This is a genomic window from Streptomyces sp. NPDC059679, from assembly GCF_042734105.1.
Classification (GTDB): domain Bacteria; phylum Actinomycetota; class Actinomycetes; order Streptomycetales; family Streptomycetaceae; genus Streptomyces.
Map to the genome: position 1 here is coordinate 57,040 of NZ_JBHWES010000058.1, position 23,729 is coordinate 80,768.

General features: G+C 71.6%; 20 protein-coding genes. 10 read left to right on the forward strand and 10 right to left on the reverse strand.

Annotated elements, in window-relative coordinates:
* From ACFV2X_RS41450 to ACFV2X_RS41470, 5 genes are read right to left on the reverse strand one after another with little or no spacing between them, the layout of a single operon-like run.
* Positions 1-1,131, reverse strand: a complete 1,131-nt coding sequence (locus tag ACFV2X_RS41450) for an ABC transporter ATP-binding protein (protein ID WP_385626481.1) — start codon at positions 1,129-1,131, stop codon at positions 1-3.
* Positions 1,121-1,903: an ABC transporter permease gene (locus tag ACFV2X_RS41455; protein WP_385626482.1), complete on the reverse strand. Its 783-nt coding sequence runs from the start codon at positions 1,901-1,903 to the stop codon at positions 1,121-1,123. The genes ACFV2X_RS41450 and ACFV2X_RS41455 overlap by 11 nt, the downstream gene beginning before the upstream one ends.
* Entirely contained in the window at positions 1,900-2,805 is a 906-nt protein-coding gene (locus tag ACFV2X_RS41460) for an ABC transporter permease (RefSeq protein ID WP_385626483.1), read from the reverse strand. Before ACFV2X_RS41460 ends, ACFV2X_RS41455 begins: the two co-directional genes overlap by 4 nt.
* On the reverse strand, positions 2,802-3,977 hold the full coding sequence (locus ACFV2X_RS41465) for an ABC transporter substrate-binding protein (RefSeq protein ID WP_385626484.1): 1,176 nt from the start codon (positions 3,975-3,977) through the stop codon (positions 2,802-2,804). Before ACFV2X_RS41465 ends, ACFV2X_RS41460 begins: the two co-directional genes overlap by 4 nt.
* Before the next feature lie 3 nt (positions 3,978-3,980).
* Positions 3,981-4,595 (reverse strand): helix-turn-helix domain-containing protein, encoded by a 615-nt coding sequence (locus tag ACFV2X_RS41470; RefSeq protein WP_089512856.1) that lies wholly within the window; start codon positions 4,593-4,595, stop codon positions 3,981-3,983.
* A gap of 321 nt (positions 4,596-4,916) precedes the next feature.
* Here ACFV2X_RS41470 and ACFV2X_RS41475 point away from each other — a divergent pair, with 321 nt between their 5' ends.
* Together ACFV2X_RS41475 and ACFV2X_RS41480 are read left to right on the forward strand one after the other, a co-directional pair.
* The gene (locus tag ACFV2X_RS41475) at positions 4,917-5,705 is read left to right on the forward strand and encodes an IclR family transcriptional regulator (protein ID WP_385626485.1); all 789 of its coding nucleotides are present in this window, start codon (positions 4,917-4,919) and stop codon (positions 5,703-5,705) included.
* Positions 5,706-5,895: 190 nt separating this feature from the next.
* Positions 5,896-7,092, forward strand: coding sequence for a PP2C family protein-serine/threonine phosphatase (locus ACFV2X_RS41480; RefSeq protein ID WP_385626486.1), 1,197 nt, complete (start codon positions 5,896-5,898; stop codon positions 7,090-7,092).
* Positions 7,093-7,103: 11 nt separating this feature from the next.
* Here the strand turns inward: ACFV2X_RS41480 and ACFV2X_RS41485 are convergent, their stop codons facing one another.
* Positions 7,104-8,450, reverse strand: a complete 1,347-nt coding sequence (locus ACFV2X_RS41485) for a PQQ-binding-like beta-propeller repeat protein (RefSeq protein WP_385626487.1) — start codon at positions 8,448-8,450, stop codon at positions 7,104-7,106.
* A 66-nt stretch (positions 8,451-8,516) separates the two neighbouring features.
* Positions 8,517-9,335 (reverse strand): hypothetical protein, encoded by an 819-nt coding sequence (locus ACFV2X_RS41490; protein WP_385626488.1) that lies wholly within the window; start codon positions 9,333-9,335, stop codon positions 8,517-8,519.
* A 346-nt stretch (positions 9,336-9,681) separates the two neighbouring features.
* On the opposite strand from ACFV2X_RS41490, the gene ACFV2X_RS41495 reads away from it, so the two are divergent.
* On the forward strand, positions 9,682-13,272 hold the full coding sequence (locus ACFV2X_RS41495; RefSeq protein WP_385626489.1) for a hypothetical protein: 3,591 nt from the start codon (positions 9,682-9,684) through the stop codon (positions 13,270-13,272).
* A 31-nt stretch (positions 13,273-13,303) separates the two neighbouring features.
* Here ACFV2X_RS41495 and gdhA read toward each other — a convergent pair whose 3' ends face one another.
* The 3 genes from gdhA to nac all read right to left on the reverse strand — a co-directional run bounded on the left by gdhA (position 13,304) and on the right by nac (position 16,732).
* On the reverse strand, positions 13,304-14,647 hold the full coding sequence (gdhA, locus tag ACFV2X_RS41500; protein WP_385626490.1) for an NADP-specific glutamate dehydrogenase: 1,344 nt from the start codon (positions 14,645-14,647) through the stop codon (positions 13,304-13,306).
* A 24-nt stretch (positions 14,648-14,671) separates the two neighbouring features.
* Positions 14,672-15,667, reverse strand: coding sequence for a 2-hydroxyacid dehydrogenase (locus tag ACFV2X_RS41505; protein WP_385626491.1), 996 nt, complete (start codon positions 15,665-15,667; stop codon positions 14,672-14,674).
* A 132-nt stretch (positions 15,668-15,799) separates the two neighbouring features.
* Positions 15,800-16,732, reverse strand: a complete 933-nt coding sequence (nac, locus tag ACFV2X_RS41510; RefSeq protein ID WP_385626492.1) for a nitrogen assimilation transcriptional regulator NAC — start codon at positions 16,730-16,732, stop codon at positions 15,800-15,802.
* 197 nt (positions 16,733-16,929) lie between these two features.
* On the opposite strand from nac, the gene ACFV2X_RS41515 reads away from it, so the two are divergent.
* The 7 genes from ACFV2X_RS41515 (at position 16,930) to ACFV2X_RS41545 (ending at position 23,677) form a co-directional block, all read left to right on the forward strand.
* Entirely contained in the window at positions 16,930-17,745 is an 816-nt protein-coding gene (locus tag ACFV2X_RS41515) for a LamB/YcsF family protein (RefSeq protein ID WP_385626493.1), read from the forward strand.
* Between the two features lies 1 nt (position 17,746).
* On the forward strand, positions 17,747-18,460 hold the full coding sequence (locus tag ACFV2X_RS41520; RefSeq protein WP_385626494.1) for an allophanate hydrolase subunit 1: 714 nt from the start codon (positions 17,747-17,749) through the stop codon (positions 18,458-18,460).
* Complete coding sequence (locus ACFV2X_RS41525; RefSeq protein ID WP_385626495.1) at positions 18,453-19,445, forward strand: biotin-dependent carboxyltransferase family protein; 993 nt, start codon at positions 18,453-18,455, stop codon at positions 19,443-19,445. Before ACFV2X_RS41520 ends, ACFV2X_RS41525 begins: the two co-directional genes overlap by 8 nt.
* Positions 19,446-19,638: 193 nt before the next feature.
* Positions 19,639-20,955 (forward strand): MFS transporter, encoded by a 1,317-nt coding sequence (locus ACFV2X_RS41530; protein ID WP_385626496.1) that lies wholly within the window; start codon positions 19,639-19,641, stop codon positions 20,953-20,955.
* A gap of 61 nt (positions 20,956-21,016) precedes the next feature.
* On the forward strand, positions 21,017-21,760 hold the full coding sequence (locus ACFV2X_RS41535; RefSeq protein WP_385626497.1) for an SDR family oxidoreductase: 744 nt from the start codon (positions 21,017-21,019) through the stop codon (positions 21,758-21,760).
* Positions 21,760-22,971, forward strand: a complete 1,212-nt coding sequence (locus ACFV2X_RS41540; RefSeq protein ID WP_385626498.1) for an aspartate transaminase — start codon at positions 21,760-21,762, stop codon at positions 22,969-22,971. The genes ACFV2X_RS41535 and ACFV2X_RS41540 overlap by 1 nt, the downstream gene beginning before the upstream one ends.
* A 28-nt stretch (positions 22,972-22,999) precedes the next feature.
* Complete coding sequence (locus ACFV2X_RS41545; protein WP_385626499.1) at positions 23,000-23,677, forward strand: 4-carboxy-4-hydroxy-2-oxoadipate aldolase/oxaloacetate decarboxylase; 678 nt, start codon at positions 23,000-23,002, stop codon at positions 23,675-23,677.
* Positions 23,678-23,729 lie beyond the last annotated feature (52 nt).

Below are 23,729 nucleotides of genomic sequence, written 5' to 3' on the forward strand. Positions count from 1 at the left end.
TCAATTGTCCTTAACAGAAAGTCGCTTGTCCGGGACCACCGCCGCTACCGCCGGGTCCCACGTGGCGAAGCCCGTGTCGCCGACGCGCAGCCCGGAGGCGGTGCCGGGGCCCTCGCGGACCAGCCCGGTGGACCCGCCGGGCAGTTCGACGGTCAGTTTCCGCGAATGGCCCAGATAGGTCTCGTCGCGCACGGTGACCGGCACCCCGGCCCGGCCCGGGGCCGGCTGCTCGGCCGACAGCCGCAGCCGTTCGGGGCGGATCACCACCACGGCGTCGCCGCGCACCGCGTGCCCGCCCGGGAGCGGGATGCCGTACGCGCCCGCGTGCAGCCGCTTGGGGTCGTCGGGGTGGACGACGCCGCGCAGCAGCGTGGACTCGCCGAGGAACTGGGCGACGAACAGCGACTGCGGCCGCTCGTACAGCTCCTCGGCCGTGCCGACCTGCACGATCCGCCCGTCGTCGTAGACCGCGATCCGGTCCGAGAGGGTCAGCGCCTCCTCCTGGTCGTGGGTGACGTAGAGGAAGGTGGTGCCGACCTGGCGGTGGATCTCCCGGATCTCCTCCTGCAGGGCCTCGCGTAGCTTTTTGTCCAGCGCGCCCAGCGGCTCGTCCATCAGCAGCACCGGCGGCCGGTAGACGATGGCCCGGGCGAAGGCGACGCGCTGCTGCTGGCCACCGGACAGCTGGGCGGGGCGGCGCCGCTCGAACCCCTCCAGCTGTACGGTGCGCACCGCCGCGCGCACCAGCTCGCGCCGCTCGGCCTTGGGTATCTTCCGCTGGCGCAGCGGGAACTCGATGTTGTCCCACACGCTCAGATGCGGGAACAGCGCGTACCCCTGGAAGACCATGCCCATCTCGCGCCGGTGCGGGGGCACGGCGTTCAGCGGTTCGGCGTCGACCAGGATGTCGCCCGAGGTCGGCGGGACAAACCCGGCGATCATGTTGAGCGTGGTGGTCTTGCCCGAGCCGCTGGGGCCCAGGAACGTCATGAACTCGCCCGGCTCGATGGTCAGATCGACGCCGCGTACGGCCTGGCTCGACCCGTACGTCTTGGTCAGGCCGCGCAGTTCGATGGCGGCCCCGCTGCGCTTGAGGTCGGCGGACCCACGGTGTTTGAGGTCAGCTGACACGTCGCCTCCGGGATTGTGCGAGCAGCGCGATCGCGATCAGCGCGCTGGTGAAGCAGATGATGAGGGTGGCCGCGGCGGCGATGGTGGGATCGACGTCGCGCTGGATGCTGCTGTACATCCGCACCGGCAGGGTCTCCAGATAGGGGCTGGAGATGAACATGGACACCACGACCTCGTCGAAGGAGGTCACGAACGCGAACATGAACCCGGACAGCAGACCGGGCGCGATCACCGGCAGGGTGACGCTGATGAAGGCGCGTGCCCGGCTCGCCCCGCAGATCGCCGCCGCGCGCTCCAGCGTGGTGTCGAACCGCGACAGCACCGAGGACACCGGGATGATCACGAACGGCAGGGCCAGCACGGTGTGCGCGATCAGGAACCCGGTGAACGTCCCCACCAGCCGCAACTGCAGGAACAGGGCGTAGACGCCCACGCCGAAGACGACCGTGGGCACCAGCATCGGGGCGATCAGCAGCGCGCCCACCGCGCCGCGGCCCCGGAACCGGCCGCGGGTCAGGGCGTAGCTCGCGGCCGTGCCCGCCACCGTGGCCAGGACCCCGACGAGGGCGGCGATCTGCAGCGAGTTCAGCAGATCGTCCACCCAGCGGCGGTCCGAGAAGAAGGTCTCGTACCACCGCAGGGACCAGCGCCCGGGCGGAAACGCCAGCGAGCGCTGCCCGGTGAAGCTGAGCGGGATCACCACCAGCGTCGGGGCGACCAGCCAGAGCGCGACCAGCGCGCCGAAGATCTTCAGGGGGATGCGTCTGCTCACAGCTCCAGACCTCCCGTGACCTGGGCCGACTTACCGGTGACCCGCTTGGACACCCAGGCCGTCACCGCGAGCAGCACCCCGGCGGTCAGCAGCAGCGCCACCGCGAGCGCCCCGCCCCGGCCCCAGTTCAGCAACTCGCTGATCTGCGTGTACAGCGCGTTGGGCAGCAGCTCCTGGCGAGGCGAGCCGAGCACGGCGGGGGTGATGTAGAAGCCGAGCGAGAGGATGAACACCATCAGCGACCCGGCGAACACCCCGGGCAGCGACAGCGGGACGAAGACCCGCCAGAACGCCTTCCAGGGCGGTGCGCCGCAGATCATCCCGGCCTGCACCACCCGCCGGTCGATCGAGCGCATCGCGTTGAACAGCGGCAGCACCATGAACGGCATCAGGATCTGGCACATGCCGATCAGCACGCCCGTGGTGGTCCCGAGCAGCTGCGTCCTGCCCAGGCCCAGCGCGTCCAGGACGGTGTTGAGCACGCCATGGTCCTGAAGGATGATCACCCAGGCGAAGACGCGCACCATCAGGCTGGTCCAGAACGGCATCAGCACGGCCAGCATCAGCAGCCCGCGCAGCGCCGGTCCGCAGACCGTCATCAGATACGCGTACGGATAGCCGAGCACGAGGGTGATCAGCGTGGCCACGGCGGCGACGACCAGGGTCCGGCCCAGTACTTCGAGCGCGGTGGCGTCGTGCAGCAGCCAGGAGAAGTTCTGCAGCCCGGGCTCCGGCTGGGTGACGCTGCGCACCACGATCGTGGCGACCGGGTAGCCGAAGCCGGCCAGCACCAGCAGCGCCGTCGGCACGATCAGGAGCCAGCGCCGGGAGCCCGGCGCACGCTCCGCCGCGGTGGCGGAGCGGCGCCGGCCGGGTCTGGTCCCGGGGGAGAGCGCTGTCATCGGTTCAGCCAGTCGGTCCAGGCCGTGGACAGCTTGTCGCGGTTCTGGCCCCAGTAGGTGAAGTCCGGGGTGATGGACTGGTTGAGCACCTTCTCCTGTGTCGGGTCGAGCTTCTGGGCCTGCGGGGACAGGGTGGGCTTGGAGTTGACGTTGACCGGCGCGTAGCTGGTGTACTCCGACTGCCTGGTCTGCTGCTCCTCGCCGAGCGCGTAGTTGATCAGGCCCATCGCGGCCTTGGTGTTCTTCGAGCCCTTGGGCACGGCGAACACGTCGTACAGGGTGAAGCTGTTGTTCCACACCGGGCGGAAGTTCGCGCCGTTGGCATTGGCCTCGTAGATGCGGCCGCTCCAGGCCATGATCATGTCCGCCTGGCCGGACTGCGCGATCTGGGTCTGCTGGGCGCCGGTCTTCCAGTACGTGAGGTCGGACTTGATGTCGTCCCATTTGCGCAGCGCCCGCTTGGTGTCCAGCGGATACAGCTTGCTCGGGCCCACGCCGTCGGCCAGCAGGGCCGCCTCGAAGATGCCGGGGGTGGGGGTCGGGCGGCCGTCGACGGCCCGCTTGCCCGGGAACTTCTCGGTGTCGAAGAAGTCCGCCCAGGTGGTGGGCGGGTTGTCGCCGTATTTGTCCGCGTTGTAGTAGAGGCCGTACCCGTAGATCAGGGAGGGGACCATACACGGGGACTCGGGCGTCTGGCGCGGCAGCTGGCTGGTGTTGATGATCTTGTAGTCGAGCTTCTGGTACAGCGTCTCGCAGTTGGCCGCGGCGTCCCATGGCGTGGTGTCGACCACGTCCCACAGCACGTTCTTCGAGTTCACCTGGGCCTTGATCTTGGCGGGGTCGGTGGGGCCGTCGGTGAGCACATCGGCGCCGGAGTCCTTGGCGAACGGTTTGACGAACGCCCCTTCCTGGCCGTCCTGCATGCCCCCGCCGTACGACACAAAGGTCATCCGGACGCCGTTGAGCGCGTCCTTCTTGACCGTGCCCGCCGGTTGGCCCACGAGGTCCGCCGAGTCGGCGTCCTCGCCGGGTCCCCCCTGCGCGCAGCCGGCCGTGAGGAGCACACCGACGGTCGCGAGGGCGGTCCCGGCCATCGCGGGCCGCCGCCTCCGGGCTCTGGGGAGCGCCTGGGTGCCGTGGGACGCTCCGGAGAGTGGGGATCGGGGGGACATCGGCTACTCCTTGTCGCCAGGCTGTGTGGGGCCCAGCACCCAATGAACGACGGACAGGGCATCGGTCTCGTTGACGATGCGGTGCGGCTGCCTGGAGTCGAAGTCCAGGCTGTCTCCCTCGCCGAGTACGAAGCGCTCGGTGTCGAGCTCCACGGTCACTTGGTTGGTCAGCACCACGACGACCTCATGCCACCCGGGGTGGCTGTACTGCTCGTCCCCGGTCGAGCCTCCCGGCGCGAACTCGGCCTCGTACGCCCCGAACCCGGACAGCGGCTCCCGGGTGAGTGAGGTCTTGCGGCCCCCGCCGACCCAGGGGAGCTCCGGCCGGTCCTGCTCGCGCAGGGGCGTGGGGCCGATGGCCGAGGTGTCGAACAGCTCGGCCATGGTGATGCCGAGGGCTGAGGCGATACGCGCCAGCGTCGAGATGGAGGCGCTGCTGCGCCCGCGCTCGAGCTGGCTGAGGAAGCTCCCGCTGACATCGCTGCGCTCCGCGAGGGCGCGCAGCGACATCCGGCGCAGGCGCCGGAACGCATGCACCCGTCGGCCGACGTCCGACTCGGGACGCTCGGCGGGCGATTCGGGGGCGAACTTCGATGCGGGCTTCGATTCGGCGGACACTTGAGCTCCGGGCGGGGTGGGAAGCGGAAGTGATCGACGGGAGATGAATGGAAAGGACAATGACACGCGCAAGTGGGTGCGACAAGGGGTACTTAACAAACCCGCGAATGTGTGAAGTAAGCGTGAAGCAGACGTAGTTGAGCTGGTCAAAGACGGTGTTGACGCGGTCGGCGGCGGGGGTGAGCCGGACGGTGGGGCGGGCGGTGAATCGATCAAGGCCGGGGGCGTGTGCGACCAGGGCTCGGGGCGTCGGGTTGATCAGGGTTCGGACAGCCGCCGCCGCGCCTTGCCTGCCTCGCGCGCCCGGCGCAAGCTGGACTCATGAGCGCTCAGGCGGCCCCTACGCTCATCACATCCGTGCAGCGGGCCCTCCGCCTGCTGGAGGCCGTCGGCGCGCACGAGGGCGGCGCGCCGGCGAAACAGCTCGCACGCGAGGTCGGGCTGCCCCTGGCCACCACCTACCACCTGCTGCGCACCCTGTGCCACGACGGGTACGCGCGCAAGCTCGACGACGGCGGGTTCGTCGTCGGGGACAAGGTCGACGCCCTGTGCGCGGGAAGCCGCGGCCAGGTGTCGCTGGCCCGGGTGCGCCCCGCGCTCACCGCACTGCGTGACGACCTGGTGGTCGCCGTGTATCTGACCTTCTACGAGGACGGCGAGATCAGGGTCGCCGATATCGTCGACAGCCCGCGGGCGCCGAGGGTCGACCTCTGGGTGGGGTTCGAGGAGGCGGGGCACGCGACGGCCCTGGGCAAATGCGTACTGCGCGAACTGGACGCCGAGTCCCGCCAGGACTATCTGTCCCGGCACCCGCTGCCCGGCCTGACCCCCCGGACGATCACCCGCAGGGAGGAGCTGCTCCGGCGGCTGGAGGCCGCCCCGGAAGGCATGCCCGTTCTCGACCGCGAGGAGTACGCGCTCGGCACGGTCTGTCTCGCGGTGCCCGTCTACAGCGGGGAGACGGTCGGCTCGCTCGGGGTCTCGCTGCGGGTGGCCTCGTCCGTGCGCCTGGGGACCTCGCGTATCGCGACTTCGCGCATCGACGAGATCCGGGACCGGCTGATTCCGGCGGGGGATCGTGTGACCAGGGGTCTTTCGCTCAGCGCCTGAAATTCACCCGCTGCTGAAATGTGCCGCGCAGGGATTCCTCTCACTGGCGCCGCCGGGATTCATTATCTGAAATGCGGACCCTTGTGGCCGCCGCCCGGACTCCTGTTAGGTAGAGCACACGGACATCACGGGCATCGCGGACATTCAGGTGTGCGTGTCTGCCACGAGCGGAGAGAGTTCAGACCCGGACATGAGCCAGGCCCGAGACCATCACCATGGCCATCGGACGAATCGGCAGCCCATCAGGCGGCCGGACCCCGCGTCCTGGGCTGCCTCGCTGGACCAGTCCCGCTGCGGGGCGTATATCGCGGTCGTGGTGACCGCGGTGACCACCTCCCTGGTCGCGCTGCTCGTCGTCCTCGGCGACGCCGGGATGAGCTGGCTTCCACTGCTCGCCGTGGGACCCGCGCTGGCCGCGGCCACCTGCCGGCCCTGGGGCGTGCTGCGCATCGGCATCCTCGCCACGGGTCTTGGCGCGGTCCTCGGCGCCCAGACCGGTGAGCCGCTCCATGAGCTGGCGGTCACGCTGGCCGCGCTGAGCGCCGTCACCCTGGCGAGCGCGCTGGCCAGCCTGTTGCGCGGGCGCCGCGAGCGGGTGCTGGCGGCCGTTCGCTCGGTCGCCGAGACCGCCCAGAACGCGCTGCTCAGACCGGTGCCCGCGACCGTCGGCCCGTTCCAGGTGGCCGTGCGCTACAGCGCCGCCGCCGCGGAGGCCCGGATCGGCGGCGACCTGTACGCGCTGGTGCCCACCCCGTACGGTGTGCGGCTGATCGTCGGCGATGTGCGTGGCAAAGGGCTGCCCGCGGTCGGCACCACCGCCCTGGTGCTGGGCGTCTTCCGCGAGGCCGCGTACGACGAGCCGGACCTGCTGGACGTCGTCGAGCGGATCGAGCGCAGCCTGACCCGTAACCTCGGCCCCGACGACTTCGTCACCGCCGTGGTCGCCGGATACCCGGAGCCGGGCCGGATGGAGGTCGTCAACTGCGGCCATGCCCCGCCGCTGCTGGTCAGCGGCTCGACCGCCGTCACGGCGATCGAGCCGACCCACCCGGCCCCGCCACTGGGCCTGCGCTCCCTCGTCGTACGCCGCCCGAGCCTGCAGGTGCTGCCCTTCGCCGACGGCGACCAACTGCTGCTGTACACCGACGGGGTCACCGAGGCCCGCGACTGCGGCCGGGCGTTCTATCCGCTCGCCGAGCGGGTGGCCCGGCACGCCTGCGACGAGCCGTCCCGCACCCTGGCCGCCCTCCACCACGACCTGCTGGAACACGTCGGCGGCCGGCTCCACGACGACGCGGCGCTGCTGCTGCTCCGCAAACCGGCCGCCGCGGACCCGGCCGCCGCCGCTCCGCCCGTCGCCGTCGACCCGACGACCCACGCTCCCTGAGGCCTGCCGGTTCAGGGCCGGGCGTCGGTGAGAAGCAGTACATCAGGGCCGGTGCCGGGGAACCGGCTCCAGGAGACGGCGACCACGCCGTCCCCGGCGAGCGACGGCTCCAGCTGCTGCTCCGCCCCGCTGCCGCTCCGATCCAGCTCGGGCAGGCTCATGGAGTACACGAGCCCGCCGCGCTCGGCGTCCAGGACCAGCAGCCGTGACGGGCCGGCCGGGGGCGGCCAGCCCGCCTCCTGCAACGGCTGCTCCACGACGTACACCCGCCCGTCGGCGACCAGCGCCTGCCCGAACCGGCTGCCCTTCGCCGCCTGGTGGGTCCACCGCCGACGGCCGTCGTCCAGGGCGTAGCCGCGCAGCGCGCCGGGGTCGTCGTCGGCCTGGGCCACCAGGGTGTGGTCCGTGGCGCCCCGGCCCCGCTCCTTGTCGGGGAACGGCAGGGTACGGGTGCCGGGCCGCCGCCCCGAGACATCGGTCACCGCCATACCGCCGTCGCGGCGCACCGGGGCGAGGACCAAGGTGGTGTCGTTCGCGGGCAGATAGGGCTGGATCGCGGCATCGTGCGGGAACCGCCACCGTACGGTGGCGGTATCCGCGTCCAGGCCGACCTGCGCCATCCGGTCGGTCTGCGGATCGTCGTCCAGGGCGGGGTCGTCCGGGCAGTCCCCGGCCTCCACGACGTACACCTCCCGCAGCGCGAGCGGCGGGTCCAGGGGGGACCACCCCTCGCAGCCCTTCGGCGGCGCGGCCCGCCACCGGCGCTTCCCGTCGGCCGGGGAGAGCGCCCACAGCTCCTCCTCCGACCCGACGAGCACGGCCCGGTCTGTGACGTGCAGATTGGTGACCAGGCTGCGGTGGCGGTCGGTGGATGTCCGCGGCGCCTCGGCGCGCCAGCGCGGTTCGCCGGTGCGCAGATCGACGGCGGTCAGCCCGCCGTCGTGCCACCACAGGACGGCCAGTTCGTCCCCGACCTCCAGGCCGTACAGGTTCGCGTCGCGCCCGTACTCCCAGTAGGTCCGGTTCGTGCGCACATTCCGCGCGGTCAGGCGGATGCCATCGGGGGTGTAGTCCTTGTACAGCGCCAGGCCGCCGACGACGGCCTCGGGCACCTGGTTCAGCCGCCGCACCATCTCGCCGGGTCTGGCCGGGGCCGTCTTCCCCAGTGCGGCGGGGGCCTTGCCGTACGGGCCCTTCGTCCACTCGCGCGGGCCGTCGTCGTCCTCCGTGAGCCGGGCGTACGCCTGCCAGCCGCCCGCCCCCAGCGCGAGGACGAGTACGACGGCGAGGGGCACCCGCAGCCGGGGCCGGGCCGCGAACCAGCGGCCCCAACGGCCCCAGAGGCGTCGTATGGACATCGTGTGCTCCCTCCCCGTGGCCGGCGCCCCGCTCGGGGGCGCCGACCGTCGCTGACTAGGCCGCCGCTAGAACTTGCGGCACACCGTCACCTCTTTGCTGGGCTGGCTGGCCTGCTGCCAGTTGTGGTTGTAGTTCGTCCATGTGACGCCGATGCTCCACTTGCCGATGCTGAAGCCGGTCGCGCGGGTGGACTTCCACGAGTGGCCGTACTTGGAGAACGCCTGGAGGTTCCAGCAGCCGACCTTGCTGGCCTTGAAGGAGATGCCCATGAGGCCCTGGTACCCCTGCATGTCTCCCCGATAGATGTTCCGCGGGCCCTCGTTGAAGAGGAATCCCGAGCCGTAGGGGCCGGACTCCTGCGCCTGCGTCACCTTCTTCTTGCCGTAAAGGTTCCCGTTGCCCTGGTAGACAAGGGAGTGGGCCAGGGGAGTGACCTTCTTGCTGAAGGTGATGCCGAACGCGTCGTACCCGTTGACGTTGCCGGGGAACCTCTTCCACTTCCAGCCGGCCGCGGCGATGTAGCGGTCCTTCCCGCTGGTCTTGTAGATGACCGGCTTCGAGAGCTTGATCTCGTCGCTCGGGCTGCCGAGCGTGCTGAGGTCCGAGCCGCCCCCGTCCACCCGCTCCAGGCAGTAGTCCGCGGCCAGCTTCGCGTCGATCCGCTCCTGCGAGAGCCCCTGGCCTTCCAGCTTCTGGATGAGCGCGGTGACGCGGTCGGTCTGCGCCTTGGCGCTGTCGGGCAGCTTCGAGACACAGCCGCGAGCGGCCGCTGCCCCAGTCGCCCCCGCCGGCGCCGACTGGCCGAAGGCCGTCGACGACGCGCCGACCGGGAGCAGAACCGCCCCCGCTACGGCGGCGCCCACCAGTCGCATCTTCGTGTGCATGTGCTTGTTCCCCTCGTTCGCGATGGATGGACGAGGTGTGCGGTCGGCCCGCGTTGTCCGGCCGGTGCGACCCCGTCTGACCTCGAGTTTTGTGGGCCGGACGTTGTCTGGCAGGCCCCAATCGCCGCGCTGGACAATTAAGTCGGGCCGGGAACGGCCGGTGGCCGCGCGGCGTCCGGTACGGGTGGGAGGCGCAGGCCGGGCGGAACGCCCAGGCCATGAGGGGGAGGGGCATCAGATGGGGCGTCGGGAGAGCCCGCTGGACCCGAGTGCCGGGCCGGTGGAGCGATTCGCCCATGATTTGCGGGCCTTGCGGCGACACGCGGGCGGGTTGACGTATCGGGCGATGGCGCGCAGGACGGAGTACTCCACGGCGACCCTCGCTCAGGCGGCCTCCGGCGACCGACTTCCCTCACTGCCGGTCGCTCTGGCGTATGTGACCGCGTGCGGCGGGGACCGCGCGGAGTGGGAGCGGCGCTGGCAGCAGGTGACGGACCGGCTGCTGGCCGAGCCGCCCGAGGACGACGACGCCGTTCCGCCGTATCCGGGGCTGCGGCGCTTCCAGCCGGAGGACCGGGAGCGGTTCTTCGGCCGCGACCGGCTGACCGAGGACCTGGTCGGGCTGGTCCGGGCGCGGCGGTTCGCGGCCGTGGTCGGCGCGTCGGGCAGCGGGAAGTCCTCGCTGCTGCGCGCCGGGCTCATCCCGGCCCTGCGGGCTGGGAACGGGGGGACGGCGGCTCGGGCGGGGGACGGGGGGACGGCGCGGGAGCGGCCCGCCGCCCTCCGGATTCTCACCCCGGGCCCGCACCCCGCCCAGAGCCATGCGCACCTCCTCGCCCCGGCCGGGGGCGAGGGCGACACGGTGGTGGTCGTCGACCAGTTCGAGGAGACCTTCACCCTGTGCCATGACCCGGCCGAGCGGGCGGAGTTCATCGACCTGCTGCTGGCCGCCCGCGACCCAGAGCGCCGGTCACGGGTCGTGGTGGCCGTCCGCGCCGACTTCTTCGGCCACTGCGCCGGGCACCGCGCGCTCGCCGACGCGCTGCGGGACGCCACGCTGCTGGTGGCCCCGATGACCCCGGAGGAGCTGCGCGAGGCCATCGTCAGACCGGCCGCCGCCGAGGGGCTGATCGTCGAGCGCACCCTGACCGCGCGGCTCGTCGAGGAGGTCGCCGACGAGCCCGGCGGACTGCCGCTGCTGTCCCACGTCCTGCTGGAGACCTGGCGCCGCCGCCGTGGCCGCGCGCTGACCATGGCCGCGTACGAGGCGACCGGCGGTATCCACGGCGCGGTCGCCCAGACCGCCGAGGACCTGTACACCCGGCTGCCGCCCGACCAGGCCCAAGCCGCCCGGCGGACCCTGCTGCGGCTGGTCACCCCGGGCGAGGGGGCGCCCGACACCCGCCGCCCGGCGGACCGCGCCGAACTCCGGGCCGGCGGGCCCGGCGAGGCTGCCACGGTGCTGGAGCGCCTGGCCCGTGCGCGCCTGATCACCCTCGACGACGAGGTCGTCAACCTCGCGCACGAGGCACTGATCACCGCCTGGCCCCGGCTGCGCGACTGGATCGACGAGGACCGCCGCCTGCTGCGCGTCCACCGTCAGCTGACCGAGGACGCCACCGCGTGGGAGCGTCTTGGCCGGGATCCCGGGGCGCTCTACCGGGGCGTACGGCTGGCGGAGGCGGACGAGGCGTTCGGCCCGCCCGAGCGGGCCGCGGATCTCATCCCGGTCGAGGATGCCTTCCTCGCCGAGAGCCGGGCGGGGTTGCGCAAGGAGCGGCGTCGGCTGCGCCAGGTCCTGACCGCGGTCTCCGTGGCGCTGTGCCTGGCACTGGTGGCCGCCGGCGTCGCTTTCTGGCAGCGGCACACGGCCGTCGGCGAGGAGCGCAAGGCTCAGGCCGCGCGGCAGTTGGCGCAGTCCAGGCAGCTGGCCGCCCAGTCCACCGCGCTGCTGGACCAGGACCCTGATCTGGCGGCGCTGCTGGCCGTGCGGGCCTATCGGACCCACCCCACGGCCGAGGCCACGGACAGCCTGTACGCCGCGGCGGCCCTTCCCGCGCAGAAGCGGCTCACCGGGCACAAGGGCCAGGTGCTGTCGGTGGCGTTCAGTCCGGATGGCCGCACACTGGCCACGGGCGGCGAGGACCGGACGGTGCTGCTGCGGGACGCCGGGTCCGGACGGATCCGTAAAACCCTCACCGGCCACGCCGGCCTGGTGACGTCGGTGGCCTTCAGCCCGGACGGCCGCACGCTCGCCGTCGCCGACGGCCGTGAGGTGCGGCTGAGGGACGCGCACACCGGGCGGGTGCGGAGCACCCTCACCCCCCGCGCGGGCGCGATGATGACGATGGCGTTCAGTCCGGATGGCCGCACGCTGGCCACGGGACGTTCCGACGGGCTGGTGCGGCTGTGGGACGCCGGGACCGGCCGCCTCCGCGCGACCCTCACCGGCCCCGCCGAACGGGCCGATACGGTCGCCTCGGTGGCGTTCAGCCCGGACGGCCGCACGCTGGCCACGGGCGCCATCGACCGGAAGGTGCGGCTGTGGGACGCCCGGACCGGCCGCCTCCGTACGAGCTTCACCGGCGACTCGGAAGGTGTGCTCGCGGTGGCGTTCAGCCCCGACGGCCGCACGCTGGCCACCGGCGGGGGCGAACGTTCCGTCCGGCTGTGGAACGCGGGTACCGGCGAACTCCGGGACACCCTCCCCGAGCTCGGCCCGACGCGTTCGCTGGCATTCAGCCCGGACGGCCGGGCACTGGCGACCGGGGGCGGTGGCACCCATGTGCGGCTGTGGGACCTTGACGCGGGCCGGGCCCGGGACGCCTTCTCCCTCGGCTACGACGGCCCGGTGTGGTCGGTGGCGTTCAGTCCCGACGGCCGCACGCTGGCCACCGGCGGGGACAAGGGGCTGCTGCGGCTGTGGGACGTGGCGACCGGCCGTGCCAGTGACATCCTGGCCAGGCAGCCCGGCGGTGTGCTGTCGGTGGCGTTCGCGCCCGACGGCCGTACCCTCGCCAGTGGCAACGGCCGTGACGACACCGTGAAGGTGTGGGGCGCGGCGAGCGGCGAGGTCGTGCGGACCATCACGCTCGGGTCGCGTGAGGCGGTGCCGTCGCTGGCGTTCAGCCCCGACGGCCGCACTCTGGCGACTGGACGTTTCGATGGGAATGTCCGCCTGTGGGACCCGGACACCGGCCTGTCCCGCCGCGGGCTGTACGGCCACACCGACTTCGTACGGTCCGTGGCGTTCAGCCCTGACGGGCGCACGCTGGCCACCGGCAGCAGCGACAAGACCGCGCGGCTGTGGGATGTGACGAGTGGCCGGGCCCTTCGCGTGCTCCGCCACGCCAAGGGCGTGCTGTCGGCGGCGTTCAGCCCGGACGGCCGCACGCTGGCCACCACCGGCGTCGACCGCACGGTGCGCCTGTGGGACGTGCGGACCGGCCGCGCCCTGCGCACCCTCAAGGGCCACACCGACGCCGTGTGGTCCGCGGCGTTCAGCCGGGACGGCCGAACCCTGGCGACCGGCAGCGCGGACGGCTCGGTGCGGCTGTGGGATGTGGCCAGCGGGCGGACCCGGGATGTGCTCGACGGGCACACCAAGAGCGTGCAGTCGGTGGCCTTCAGCCCCGACGGGCGCACCTTGGCCAGCGGCGGCGGAGAGACCGTACGGCTATGGGACGCGGCGAGCGGCGAATCCCGCGGGTCGCTGCGCGGCCACACCGACGACGTGTGGGGGGTGGCGTTCGGCCCGGACGGGCGCACCCTGGCCACCGGCAGCGACGACGAGACCGTACGGCTGTGGGACATCGACCTGCGGCGGCCCGCCGCGGCGATCGGCAAGATCTGCGGGATCGTCGACCGGGACCTCACCCGGCGGGAGCGCTCGACCTATCTGCCGGACGATCCCACGGGCCGGGTGTGTCCGGCGTGAGGTGTGGTGTGAGGTTCGGTGTGGCCGGGGGCTAGATCACACCCTGCTCGGCCATCGCCTCCGCCACCCGCAGATATCCGGCGACGTTCGCACCCAGGACGTAGTCGTCGGGGGCTCCGTACTCCTCGGCGGTGGCCCGGCACAGCGCGTGGACGTCGGTCATGACAGCGGCGAGACGGGCCTCGGTCTGTTCGAAGGTCCACCGGTCGCGGGCGGCGTTCTGCCGCATCTCCAGTGCGGAGGTGGCCACTCCGCCGGCGTTGGCGGCCTTGCCGGGGCCGAAGAGCACCCCGGCCTCCCGCAGCACCTCGACGGCCGCCGGGGTGCAGGGCATGTTCGCGCCCTCGGCCACGGCCAGTACGCCGTTCTTCACCAGCGTGACGGCGTGCTCCTCGGTCAGCTCGTTCTGGGTGGCGCAGGGCAGGGCGATATCGCAGTCCACCTCGAACACCGAGCCCTGGTCGGAGAACACCGCACCCGGCCTGGCCCGGGCGTAGTCGCCGAGCCGCGCTCGGCGGACCTCCTTGACCTCCTTGAGCAGGTCCAGGTCGATGCCGCCCCGGTCGACCACATACCCGGTGGAGTCGGAGCAGGCCACCACCCGGCCGCCGAGGGCGTGCACCTTCTCGATGGCGTAGACGGCCACATTGCCGGAGCCGGAGACCACCACATCGCAGCCGTCGAACTGGCGGCCGCGGGTGCGCAGCATCTCCTGTGCGAAGTGGACGGTGCCGTATCCGGTGGCCTCGGTGCGCGCGTGCGAGCCGCCCCAGCCGACCCCCTTGCCGGTCAGGACGCCCGCCTCGAAGCGGTTGGTCAGCCGCTTGTACTGGCCGAACAGATAGCCGATCTCCCGCCCGCCCACCCCGATGTCCCCGGCCGGCACATCGGTGTGTTCGCCGATGTGCCGGTGGAGTTCGGTCATGAAGGACTGGCAGAAGCGCATGACCTCAGCCTGGGAGCGGCCCTTGGGGTCGAAGTCCGCACCGCCCTTGCCGCCGCCGATCGACAGCCCGGTCAGCGCGTTCTTGAAGATCTGCTCGAAGCCGAGGAACTTGACGATGCCCAGGTTGACGCTGGGGTGGAAGCGCAGGCCCCCCTTGTAGGGGCCGAGCGCGCTGTTGAACTCCACCCGGAAGCCACGGTTGACGTGGATGTCCCCCAGATCGTCGACCCAGGGCACCCGGAAGAGGATCTGCCGCTCCGGTTCGCACAGCCGCTCCACGATCCGGGCGTCGAGATGGTCCGGGTGCGCGCGGAGCACGGGCGCGAGGCTGTGCAGCACCTCGCCCGCGGCCTGGTGGAACTCCGCTTCCCCGGGGTTGCGGCGCACGATCTGCGCGTACACGGACTCGATACGAGCGGTGACGTCCATGGGGTGCCCTTTCTGTCCTTTCTGTCAATCGCGTGAGCTGGGGGCGGGGGAACTGCCCGGCAGCGGAGTGCACGCCGGCCGCCCGGCGAGTACCTCCAGGACGTTGTCCACCGCGAGGTCCACCATGGCGGCACGGGTGGCCTCGGTGGCCGAACCGATGTGCGGGAGCGTGATCACATGGGGTTCGCCGACCAGCGGTGACAACTCGGCCCCCATGGGCTCGCGTTCGAAGACGTCCAGGGCCGCCGAGTGGATGACACGGTCCCGTACGGCCTGGAGCAGGGCATCTTCGTCGACGATGCCTCCGCGTGAGGTGTTGACCAGTGTGGCAGTGGACTTCATGGAGGCCAGTTCCGCCGCGCCGATGAGATGGCGGGTCCGCGGGGTGAGCGGAACGTGCAGCGAGACCACGTCGGCCTCGGCGAGGAGGGTGGGCAGGTCCACGGCCCGGGATTCCGGATCGGCCGCGGCTGTCGACGCGTACGGGTCGTGGTGCAGCAGCCGCATGCCGAATCCCCGTGCGCGCCTGGCCACGGCCCGCCCGATCTGGCCGTAGCCGATCAGGCCGAGCGTGCTGCCGTGCACGTCCAGGCCCAGGTAGTCGTCCATCCGGAACAGGTCCCACCGCCCGGCGGCCAGCGCGCCGCGGGCGGCCCCGATGCGCCTGCGGGCCATGAGGATCAGGGCGAAGGTGAGGTCGGCGGTGGTCTCGGCGAGTACGCCCGGGGTGTGGGTGACCACGACGCCGCGCGCCGCCGCCGCTTCCCGGTCGACCGCGTCGTACCCCATGCTCGCCAGGGCGACGACGCGCAGTGCGGGCCCGGCCGCGTCCAGCAGGGCGGCGTCCACCCGGTCGTTGCCCAGGGCCAGGATCGCGGCCGCGCCCTCGGCCCGTTCCGCCAGTTCCGCCGCGCCGGGTTTGTCCGCGCCGGTCGGGCACACGACCTCCGCCCGGGACGCCAGGCGGGCCAGACCCCCGCCGGGAAGGTCGGCACGGGTGACGAGCACACGCTGCTTCATCTATTTCTCCAGTGCTTCTACCGCGTTTCAAGCGCTTTTCGCAATGCGTGGAAAAACGTTAGTGAGCGTGCGGTTCGGCGACCAATAGATGTTTTGCGTGACGCGATCGGAGGTTGGAATACCCGGCTCTGGTCAGGCAGCGGAGGAAGAGGGGGAATCCCCGTCGCCGATGTCCGCGATCAGCTCGTGAAACAGGTCGTGCACGGCATGGGCGGGTTCCGACAGCGGCTGGTGGTCGGAGGTGCAGAGGGACAGTTTGACCTGGATGGTCGGGTTCACTATCCGGCGCACCACCAGATGCCGTACGTCGAGGATGGCGCGCGCCGCCGACCAGGGCAGCACGGTCGCCCCGAGGTCCGCGCCCACGGCGCTGACCAGCGTCAGCACCGACTCGATCTCGCCCACCACCTTCGGCTGGAGCGAGGCCTGCTGAAACGCGGCCTCGACGACCTGGCGGATGGTGTGGATGCGGCTGGGCAGCAGCAGGCCCACATCGGCCAGCTCCTCCAGGGAGACGTCCTCGCCCCGGGATGTCGGCGCCGCGCCGCCCGGCGCGGCGATCAGATACAGGTCCTCGGTGCGCAGCGGCTCGAACTGCACGCCCCGCAGCGGGCCGGCCCCGTAGATGAAGGCCATGTCCATACGGCCGGTCATGATGGCCTCGCTGATGACGCCGCCGAAGTTCTCGTTGATGTGCAGCAGGATGTCGGGATAGCGCTCGCGCACGGTCCGCAGCAGCGGCAGCGCGAGCGCCGCGCCCATGCTGTACGGGGCCAGGCCCACGGAGACGCTGCCGGCCGGCGCCCGGCCGGACACGTCGACCGCCGCGTGGGCGAGCTCGACCTGGCGCAGGACGAGCTGCGCGTGCCGGTACAGCGCCCGGCCCGCCTCGGTCGGCGCCACCCCGCGCTTGCTGCGGATCAGCAATTGCTGTTTGAACTGCGCCTCCAGCATGGAGAGCTGCTGGCTGAGCGCGGGCTGCGCGATATGCAGGATGTCGGCCGCGCGCGTGATGCTCCCGGCATCCACGATCTTCACGAACGAGTAGAGACGCCTGGTGTCCATGGGCGAGCCTCCAGCTGGGCGGAGCCTCATGGTAGGGGTCGCCGGGCGGCCGGGACGCCGGTGCGTACGCCGCCGGGTCATATCCAGCGGCGATCACGTCACATACAACGCGTATTTGCCGCTTCGTGTCGCCGGTATTACGTTCACCCAAACACCGAATCCCGAAATCCGCTTTCCTCAATTCTCCGGAGGACGTCATGACGAATATGGTCGATCTCGTGGCCGACCTCGGCGAGGGATTCGGCGCGTACACGATGGGCGATGACGAGGCGCTGTTGTCCGTGCTCACGTCGGCGAATATCGCATGCGGATTCCACGCCGGCGACCCGAGAATCATGGACGCCACCGTCCGCCACTGCGTCGAGCGCGGTGTCGCGGTGGGCGCCCACCCCAGCTTTCCCGATCTCGTCGGATTCGGCCGCCGCGCGATGGACCTGACGCCGGACGAGGTGCGCACCGACACGCTCTACCAGGTGGGCGCGCTCCAGGCGTTCGCCGCCGCGCACGGCACCCGGGTACGGCATATCGCGCCGCACGGCCGCCTCGGCAACCTGGTCGCGACCCGGCAGGACTACGCGGCGGTGGTGGCCGACGCCGTCGCCTCCTTGGACCGGTCGCTGATCGTGCTGGCGCAGGACGGAGCGCTCGCCGAGGCCGCGCGCGCCCGCGGTCTGCGGGTCGGCATCGTCGGGATCGCCGACCGGGCCTACCGCGACGACGGCACGCTGGTGCCGAGGAGCGAACCCGGCGCGGTGATCCACGACGGAGGGGAGATCGCCGCGCGGACGGTCCGGATGGTGACCGAGGGCGTGGTGCGCGGTGTCGGCGGCCGCGACATCCCGGTCGCCTGCGACACCGTCCTGCTGCACGGCGACACCACGGGGGCCATCGCGCTCGCGCACCGCGTCCGGGAGGAACTGCTCGCCGCGGGAGTGACGATCGCTCCGCTGACCGAGGTGCTGGACGCCAAGGCCGACGGGGCAGCGGCCCAGCTCGCCGACGGGCGCGTCTGATATGGACGGCAGCGTCGTCATCGCGGACTGCGGCGATTCGGCCGTCGTGGTCAAGGCCGTGGACATGGACCGCGACCGGGCCTGGCGGACCGTCCACGCCCTGGCCGACGCGATCGAGGCGGCCCGGCCCGGCGGGGTGTACGGCATCGTGCCCACCTACGACTCGCTGCTCGTCGAGTTCGACGCTCTGCGCACCGACCACGAGACGGTCCGGCGCGCCCTGCGGCACGAGGCCGATCGGCTCGGCGCGGGCTCCATCCGCCCGCCGGCGGCCAGGAGGTTCGTGGTCCCGGTGGTGTACGGGGGCGAGCACGGCCCCGATCTGCCCGTCGTCGCCGAGCAACTGGGGCTGTCCGAGCGGGAGGTGGTGGAGCTGCACTCCGGCGCGCCGCTGACGGTCCGCTGCTTCGGTGCCCCGGCGGGCGCCCCGATGACGGACGGCCCGGCGTTCCCGCGACCGGTCCCCCGGCTGGCCTCGCCGCGGACGAGCGTCCCGCCCGGCTCGATAGCGGTGGCCGGCCGGCAGGCCGTGATCTGCCCGATGCGCTCCCCCGGTGGCTGGCCGCTGCTGGGACGCACCCCGCTGCGCGTGCTCGACCTCGAGGCCGAGCCGCTGACCCCGTACCGGCCCGGCGACACCTTCCGGTTCGTGCCGATCTCCCCCGAGCAGTGGGACGACCACGCCGGCGCGCCCCTGGCGGCGGCCCATGACTGACGATCTGGGGGGCAACACCCTGACCGTCCACCGGGCGGGGATCTCGGTGGTGCAGGACCTCGGGCGGTTCGGGCACTCCCGCTACGGCCTGCCGGTCAACGGCGCGCTCGACCAGCACTCCGCTCGCGTCGCCAACGTACTGGCCGGCAACGACGAGGGCGCGCCGCTGATCGAGATCACCGCCCTGGACTTCAGCGCCACCCCGCGCACCGACGTGCTCATCGCGGTCACCGGCGCCCCCGCCGACATCACGGTGGGAGGCGTCCCGCGACCGCAGTGGGAGCCTGTCCCGGTGCGGGCCGGCGAGACGATCGGCGTCACCCGTATCCGGTCCGGGATCCGGGTCTACCTCGCGGTGCTCGGCTCGGTGGAGGCGCCGTCCCTGCTCGGCAGCTGCGCCCCCGACACGATCCTCGGGTTCGGGCGCTCGGTGCGCGACGGCGACGAACTGGCCGTCCGGAGGCGCTGCCCGCCCGTCGACCACCCGGTCTTCCGCATCCCGCTGTTCCGTATGGGCGCACCCGTGCCGCGCTTCGGTGAGTCCTGGGCGATCGATGTGACCGACGGCCCCGACCTGGAGGAGTTCGGCGACTCCGCCGACCGGCTCTTCCGGTCGGAGTTCACCGTGAGCCCGCGGAGCAACCACATCGGGCTGCGCATGACGGGTGACGTACCGCGGCGGGTGGCGCGCGGCGAGGTGCTCTCCCGCGGAGTGCCGGTCGGCGCCGTCGAGGTCCCCGCGGGCGACGAACTGCTGGTCCTGCACCGCGGCCGCGGTGTCACCGCCGGCTACCCGGTGCTCGCGGTGGTGACCGCGACCGGTCTGTCGGCGCTGGGACAGGCCAGGCCCGGACAGACCGTACGGTTCCGGCGCCGGACGGTCGCCGACGCGGTGGCCGCCCACCGGTCCCAGCGCCACGCCGTCCACGCCCTGCGAACCCGCGTGCGCGCGGTCTTCGACGCCCTGCGCATCCCCGCCACCTGAACCCCCTGACCTTTCCCTGAACTCCCTGCCCTGCCCCTGAACCTCCCCGCGACCTCCCTGCCCTCATCCGCCGGCAGAACCCCCCGCCCCCCGGCGGTACCCCGTCCCCGCGGTACCCCGTCCCCGCGGTACCCCGTCCCCGCAGTACCCGTCCCCCTCTCCCCGTGCATCTGCCTGTAAAAAGGAGACAGCCATGAGTACCGTGGCCGCTCAAACGGCACCCCACGTCGTCGACCCGAAAACCGCGCGGAAGGTCACCCTCGCGGGCTGCGTCGGCATCTTCGCCGAGCTCTACGACAACGGCATCTTCGGCTTCATGGCGGGCACCCTGGGCGCCGTCTTCTTCCCGGACGCGGCCAACGCCGTCCAGGTCCAGCTCGTCTTCCTCGGCTACGCCGTCTCGTTCTTCTTCCGCCCGCTCGGCGCCGTCATCTGCGGCCACCTCGGTGACCGCATCGGACGGCAGCGCATGCTCGTCTTCGTCATCCTGCTGATCAGCGTCGCGACCGCGGCCATCGGCCTGCTGCCGACGTACGCGAGCATCGGCATCGCGGCTCCCGCCCTGCTCATCCTGTTGCGCGTCCTCCAGGGCTTCTCGGTCGGCGGCGAAGCGTCCGGCGCGATGAGCTTCCTGGCCGAGCACGCCCCCGAGGGCAAGCGCGGCCTCTACACCAGCTACGCCCAGATCGCCTCCTTCCTCTCGCTGCTCACCGGAACGCTGATCGCCGCCGGAATGACCAGCGGCCTCGGCGCGGAGCGCATGGAGTCCTACGGCTGGCGGATCCCGTTCCTGCTGGCCATCCCCCTGGGCATCACCGGTATCTACATCCGCAAGCGGATCAGCGACACGCCGAACTTCACCCGCCTGAAGGAAGCGGGCGGCCTGTCGAAGAACCCGCTCAAGGAGGCGTTCTCCTCCGCTGAGCACCGGCGCGCGATGCTCCTGGCCCTGTTCATCCCGCTCATGAACGGATCCGGCTACTACGTGCTGTTCAGCTACATGCCGACGTTCATGAACACCGAGCTCCACTTCAGCAAGGTGCAGGGTCTGCTCGTCACCGCGACCAGCCTGGTGGCGATCTCCCTCGCCATCCCCTTCATGGGCGCGCTGTCCGACCGGATCGGGCGCAAGAAGGTCCTCGCGGGCGCCGCGGTCGCCATGGCGCTCGCCGGGATCCCGTGTTACCTGCTCATCGGCACCGGCAACGTGGCGCTCGCCATTCTGGGCGCCTGCGTCATGGCGGTGATCTTCGCCGGCCATACGGGCGTCATCCACATCCTGCTCGTGGAACTCTTCCCCACCCGGCTGCGCTACTCCGCGTACGGGCTGGGCTACAACATCTCCTCCGCCCTCTTCGGCGGCACCGCGCCGCTGCTGATGACCTACCTCATCAGCCGCACCGGGAACGTCAACATGCCGGCCTTCTACGCGGTCGTCACCGCCGTCGGCACGCTCATCGCGGTCTCGCGGGTGCAGGACAGGGCGCATCTGCCGCTGCGCGACGCGTAGGCGCCCCCGTACGCACAGCACCGACCAGAACCACCCATCTCTCCCCCAGGAGCACATCCCCATGCCCTTCTCCGACTACCGGACCGCCCTGGTGACCGGTGCCTCGACCGGGATCGGCGCCGTCGTCGTCGAGCGGCTGACGAAGCAGGGACTCGAGGTCCACGCCGTCGCCCGCGACGCCGGCCGGCTCGACGACCTGGCCCGGCGCACCGGCTGCGTTCCGCACGCCGTCGACATCACCGACACCGCCGCGCTCACCGCACTGCTGAGCGGCCTCGACGTGGACGTCCTCGTCAACAACGCCGGGGTCTCCCGCTCCGGAAACATCCTCACCGCCGACGAGTTCGCCGTCGACGAGCAGATCGCGGTCAACATCCAGGCGGTGCTGCACCTGGTACGGCTGATCATGCCGGGGATGGTCGAACGCGACCTCGGGCACATCGTCAACATCAGCTCGATCGCCGCGGTCTACAACTTCGGCGGGAACACCATCTACCACGCCACGAAATCGGCCGTGCACACCCTCTCCCGCCAGCTTCGCGTCGACGGATACGGGCGCCGCATCCGCGTCACCGAGATCTGCCCCGGCCGGGTGGAGACCGAGATCTTCGGCCGGCTCCTCGGCGATATGGAGGCGGCCCGGCGCCAGTACTACGACGGCTACGAATCGCTGAAGCCGGAGGACATCGCCGACGCGATCGAATTCGCCATCGGCTCACCCCGCCATGTGAACGTCAGCCACCTGGAGATTCTGCCGACGTTCCAGGTGCCGGGCGGACTCAACTTCGAGAGGCGGGCCGACTGATGCGCACGGCACAGCGCACCGCGCAGCGCGTGGCCCGCGTCAAACCGTCGCCCAGCACCGCCGCCGCCCAGCGCGTACGCGAACTCAAGGCCCAGGGCCGCGACATCCTGGACCTCACCGTGGGCGAGCCCGACTTCGACACCCCCGACCACGTCAAGGACGCGGCGATCGCGGCGATCCGGCAGGGCGACACCAAATACACCCCGGTCAACGGAACCCCACAGCTGCGGGCCGCCATCGCGGACACCTTCGAGCGACGGCACGGGCTGCGCTACCCCACCGACCGCATCACCGTGGGCGGCGGCGCGAAACAGATCATCTTCCTCGCGCTGGCGGCCACCCTGGACGCGGGGGACGAGGTCGTCATTCCTGCCCCGTACTGGGTGTCCTATCCGGACATGGTGCTCGCCAACGACGGCACTCCGGTGATCGTCTCCTGTCCGGAGACGGACGGATTCAAGCTGACGCCTCAGCGGCTGGAATCCGCGATCACCGCCCGGACCCGCTGGGTCGTCCTCAACACCCCGGGCAACCCGACGGGCGCCGCCTACACCGCGGACGAACTCCGCGCGCTCGCCGACGTACTCCTCGCCCACCCCCATGTGCAGGTGCTCACCGACGAGATCTACGACGAGATCTGGTACGAACCGGGCCAGGCCACCAGCCTGGCCGCGGTGGAACCACGGCTGACCGACCGGGTCTTCCTCACCAACGGCGTCTCCAAGGCCTATGCGATGACCGGCTGGCGGATCGGCTACGGCGCGGGCTCCGCCGCACTGGTCACGGCCATCAACACCCTGCAGTCGCAGATCTCCTCCTGCCCGTCGTCCATCAGCCAGGCGGCCGCCACCGCCGCGCTCACCGGCGACCAGGAGTTCGTACACCGGACCGTCGCCGTCTACCGCGCGCGCCGCGACCTGACGATCAAGCTGCTGGCTGACATCCCGGACCTGGCCTGCACCCCGCCGAGCGGTGGCTTCTACGCCTTCGTGAACTGCGCGGCCCAGCTCGGCAAGCGGACCCCGTCCGGCGACGAGCTCCGCACCGACGAGGACTTCGCGGCCTACCTACTGGAGTCGCAGCACGTGGCGGTGATCCACGGTGCCGCGTACGGATCTCCGGGGTACTTCCGCGTCTCGTTCGCGACCCGCGACGACGTCCTCGCCGAAGCCTGCGACCGCATCGGCCGTGCCTGTGCCGCCCTCTTCTGAATCCCCTGATTCCGCTGAACGGAGCCCCATGATCCGCGTCAACACCGCATTCGACCGGCCCGACCCGGCGCTGGTCGACCGGCTCGCCGCCTACTCGGCCGCCACGATCCACGAGGCACAGGGCCGCCTCGGCGCCCTCGCCTCGGCGATCAAGCCGGTCGACCCCGAGATGTCGCTGTGCGGCCCGGCCTTCACCGTCCGCTGCGCCCCCCGCGACAACATCATGCTCCAGGTCGCCATCGCCCACGCCCGCCCTGGCGATGTCATCGTGGTGTCCGCCGGCGACTACGCCGAAGCCGGCTCCTTCGGCGACGTCCTGGCCAACGCCTGTGTGGCCAAGGGCCTGGGCGGCCTGATCACCGACACCGGCGTCCGCGACACACGGGAACTGCGCGCGCTCGGCTTCCCGGTGTTCTCCCGCAGCGTCTCCATCAAGGGGACCGTCAAGGAAACCGTCGGCCCGATGGCCGAACCCGTACTGATCGGCGGCGAGCTCGTGCGCCCCGGAGACGTGGTGCGCGCGGACGTCGACGGGGTCGTGGTCGTACGCCGTGAAGACCTGGCGGACGTCGTCCGCAAGTCCCAGGAGCGCATCGACGCCGAAGCCGCCTACATCGCTTCCTACCGCGCCGGGAAGAGCGTCATCGAGGTCAGCGGGCTCGAGGCCGTGCTCAAGGCGAAGGGCCTCGTGATCGACGAGGGGTAGCCGCGGCATGACAAGGGCCCGCCCGCGACCGGTGTGCTCCGGTCGCGGGCGG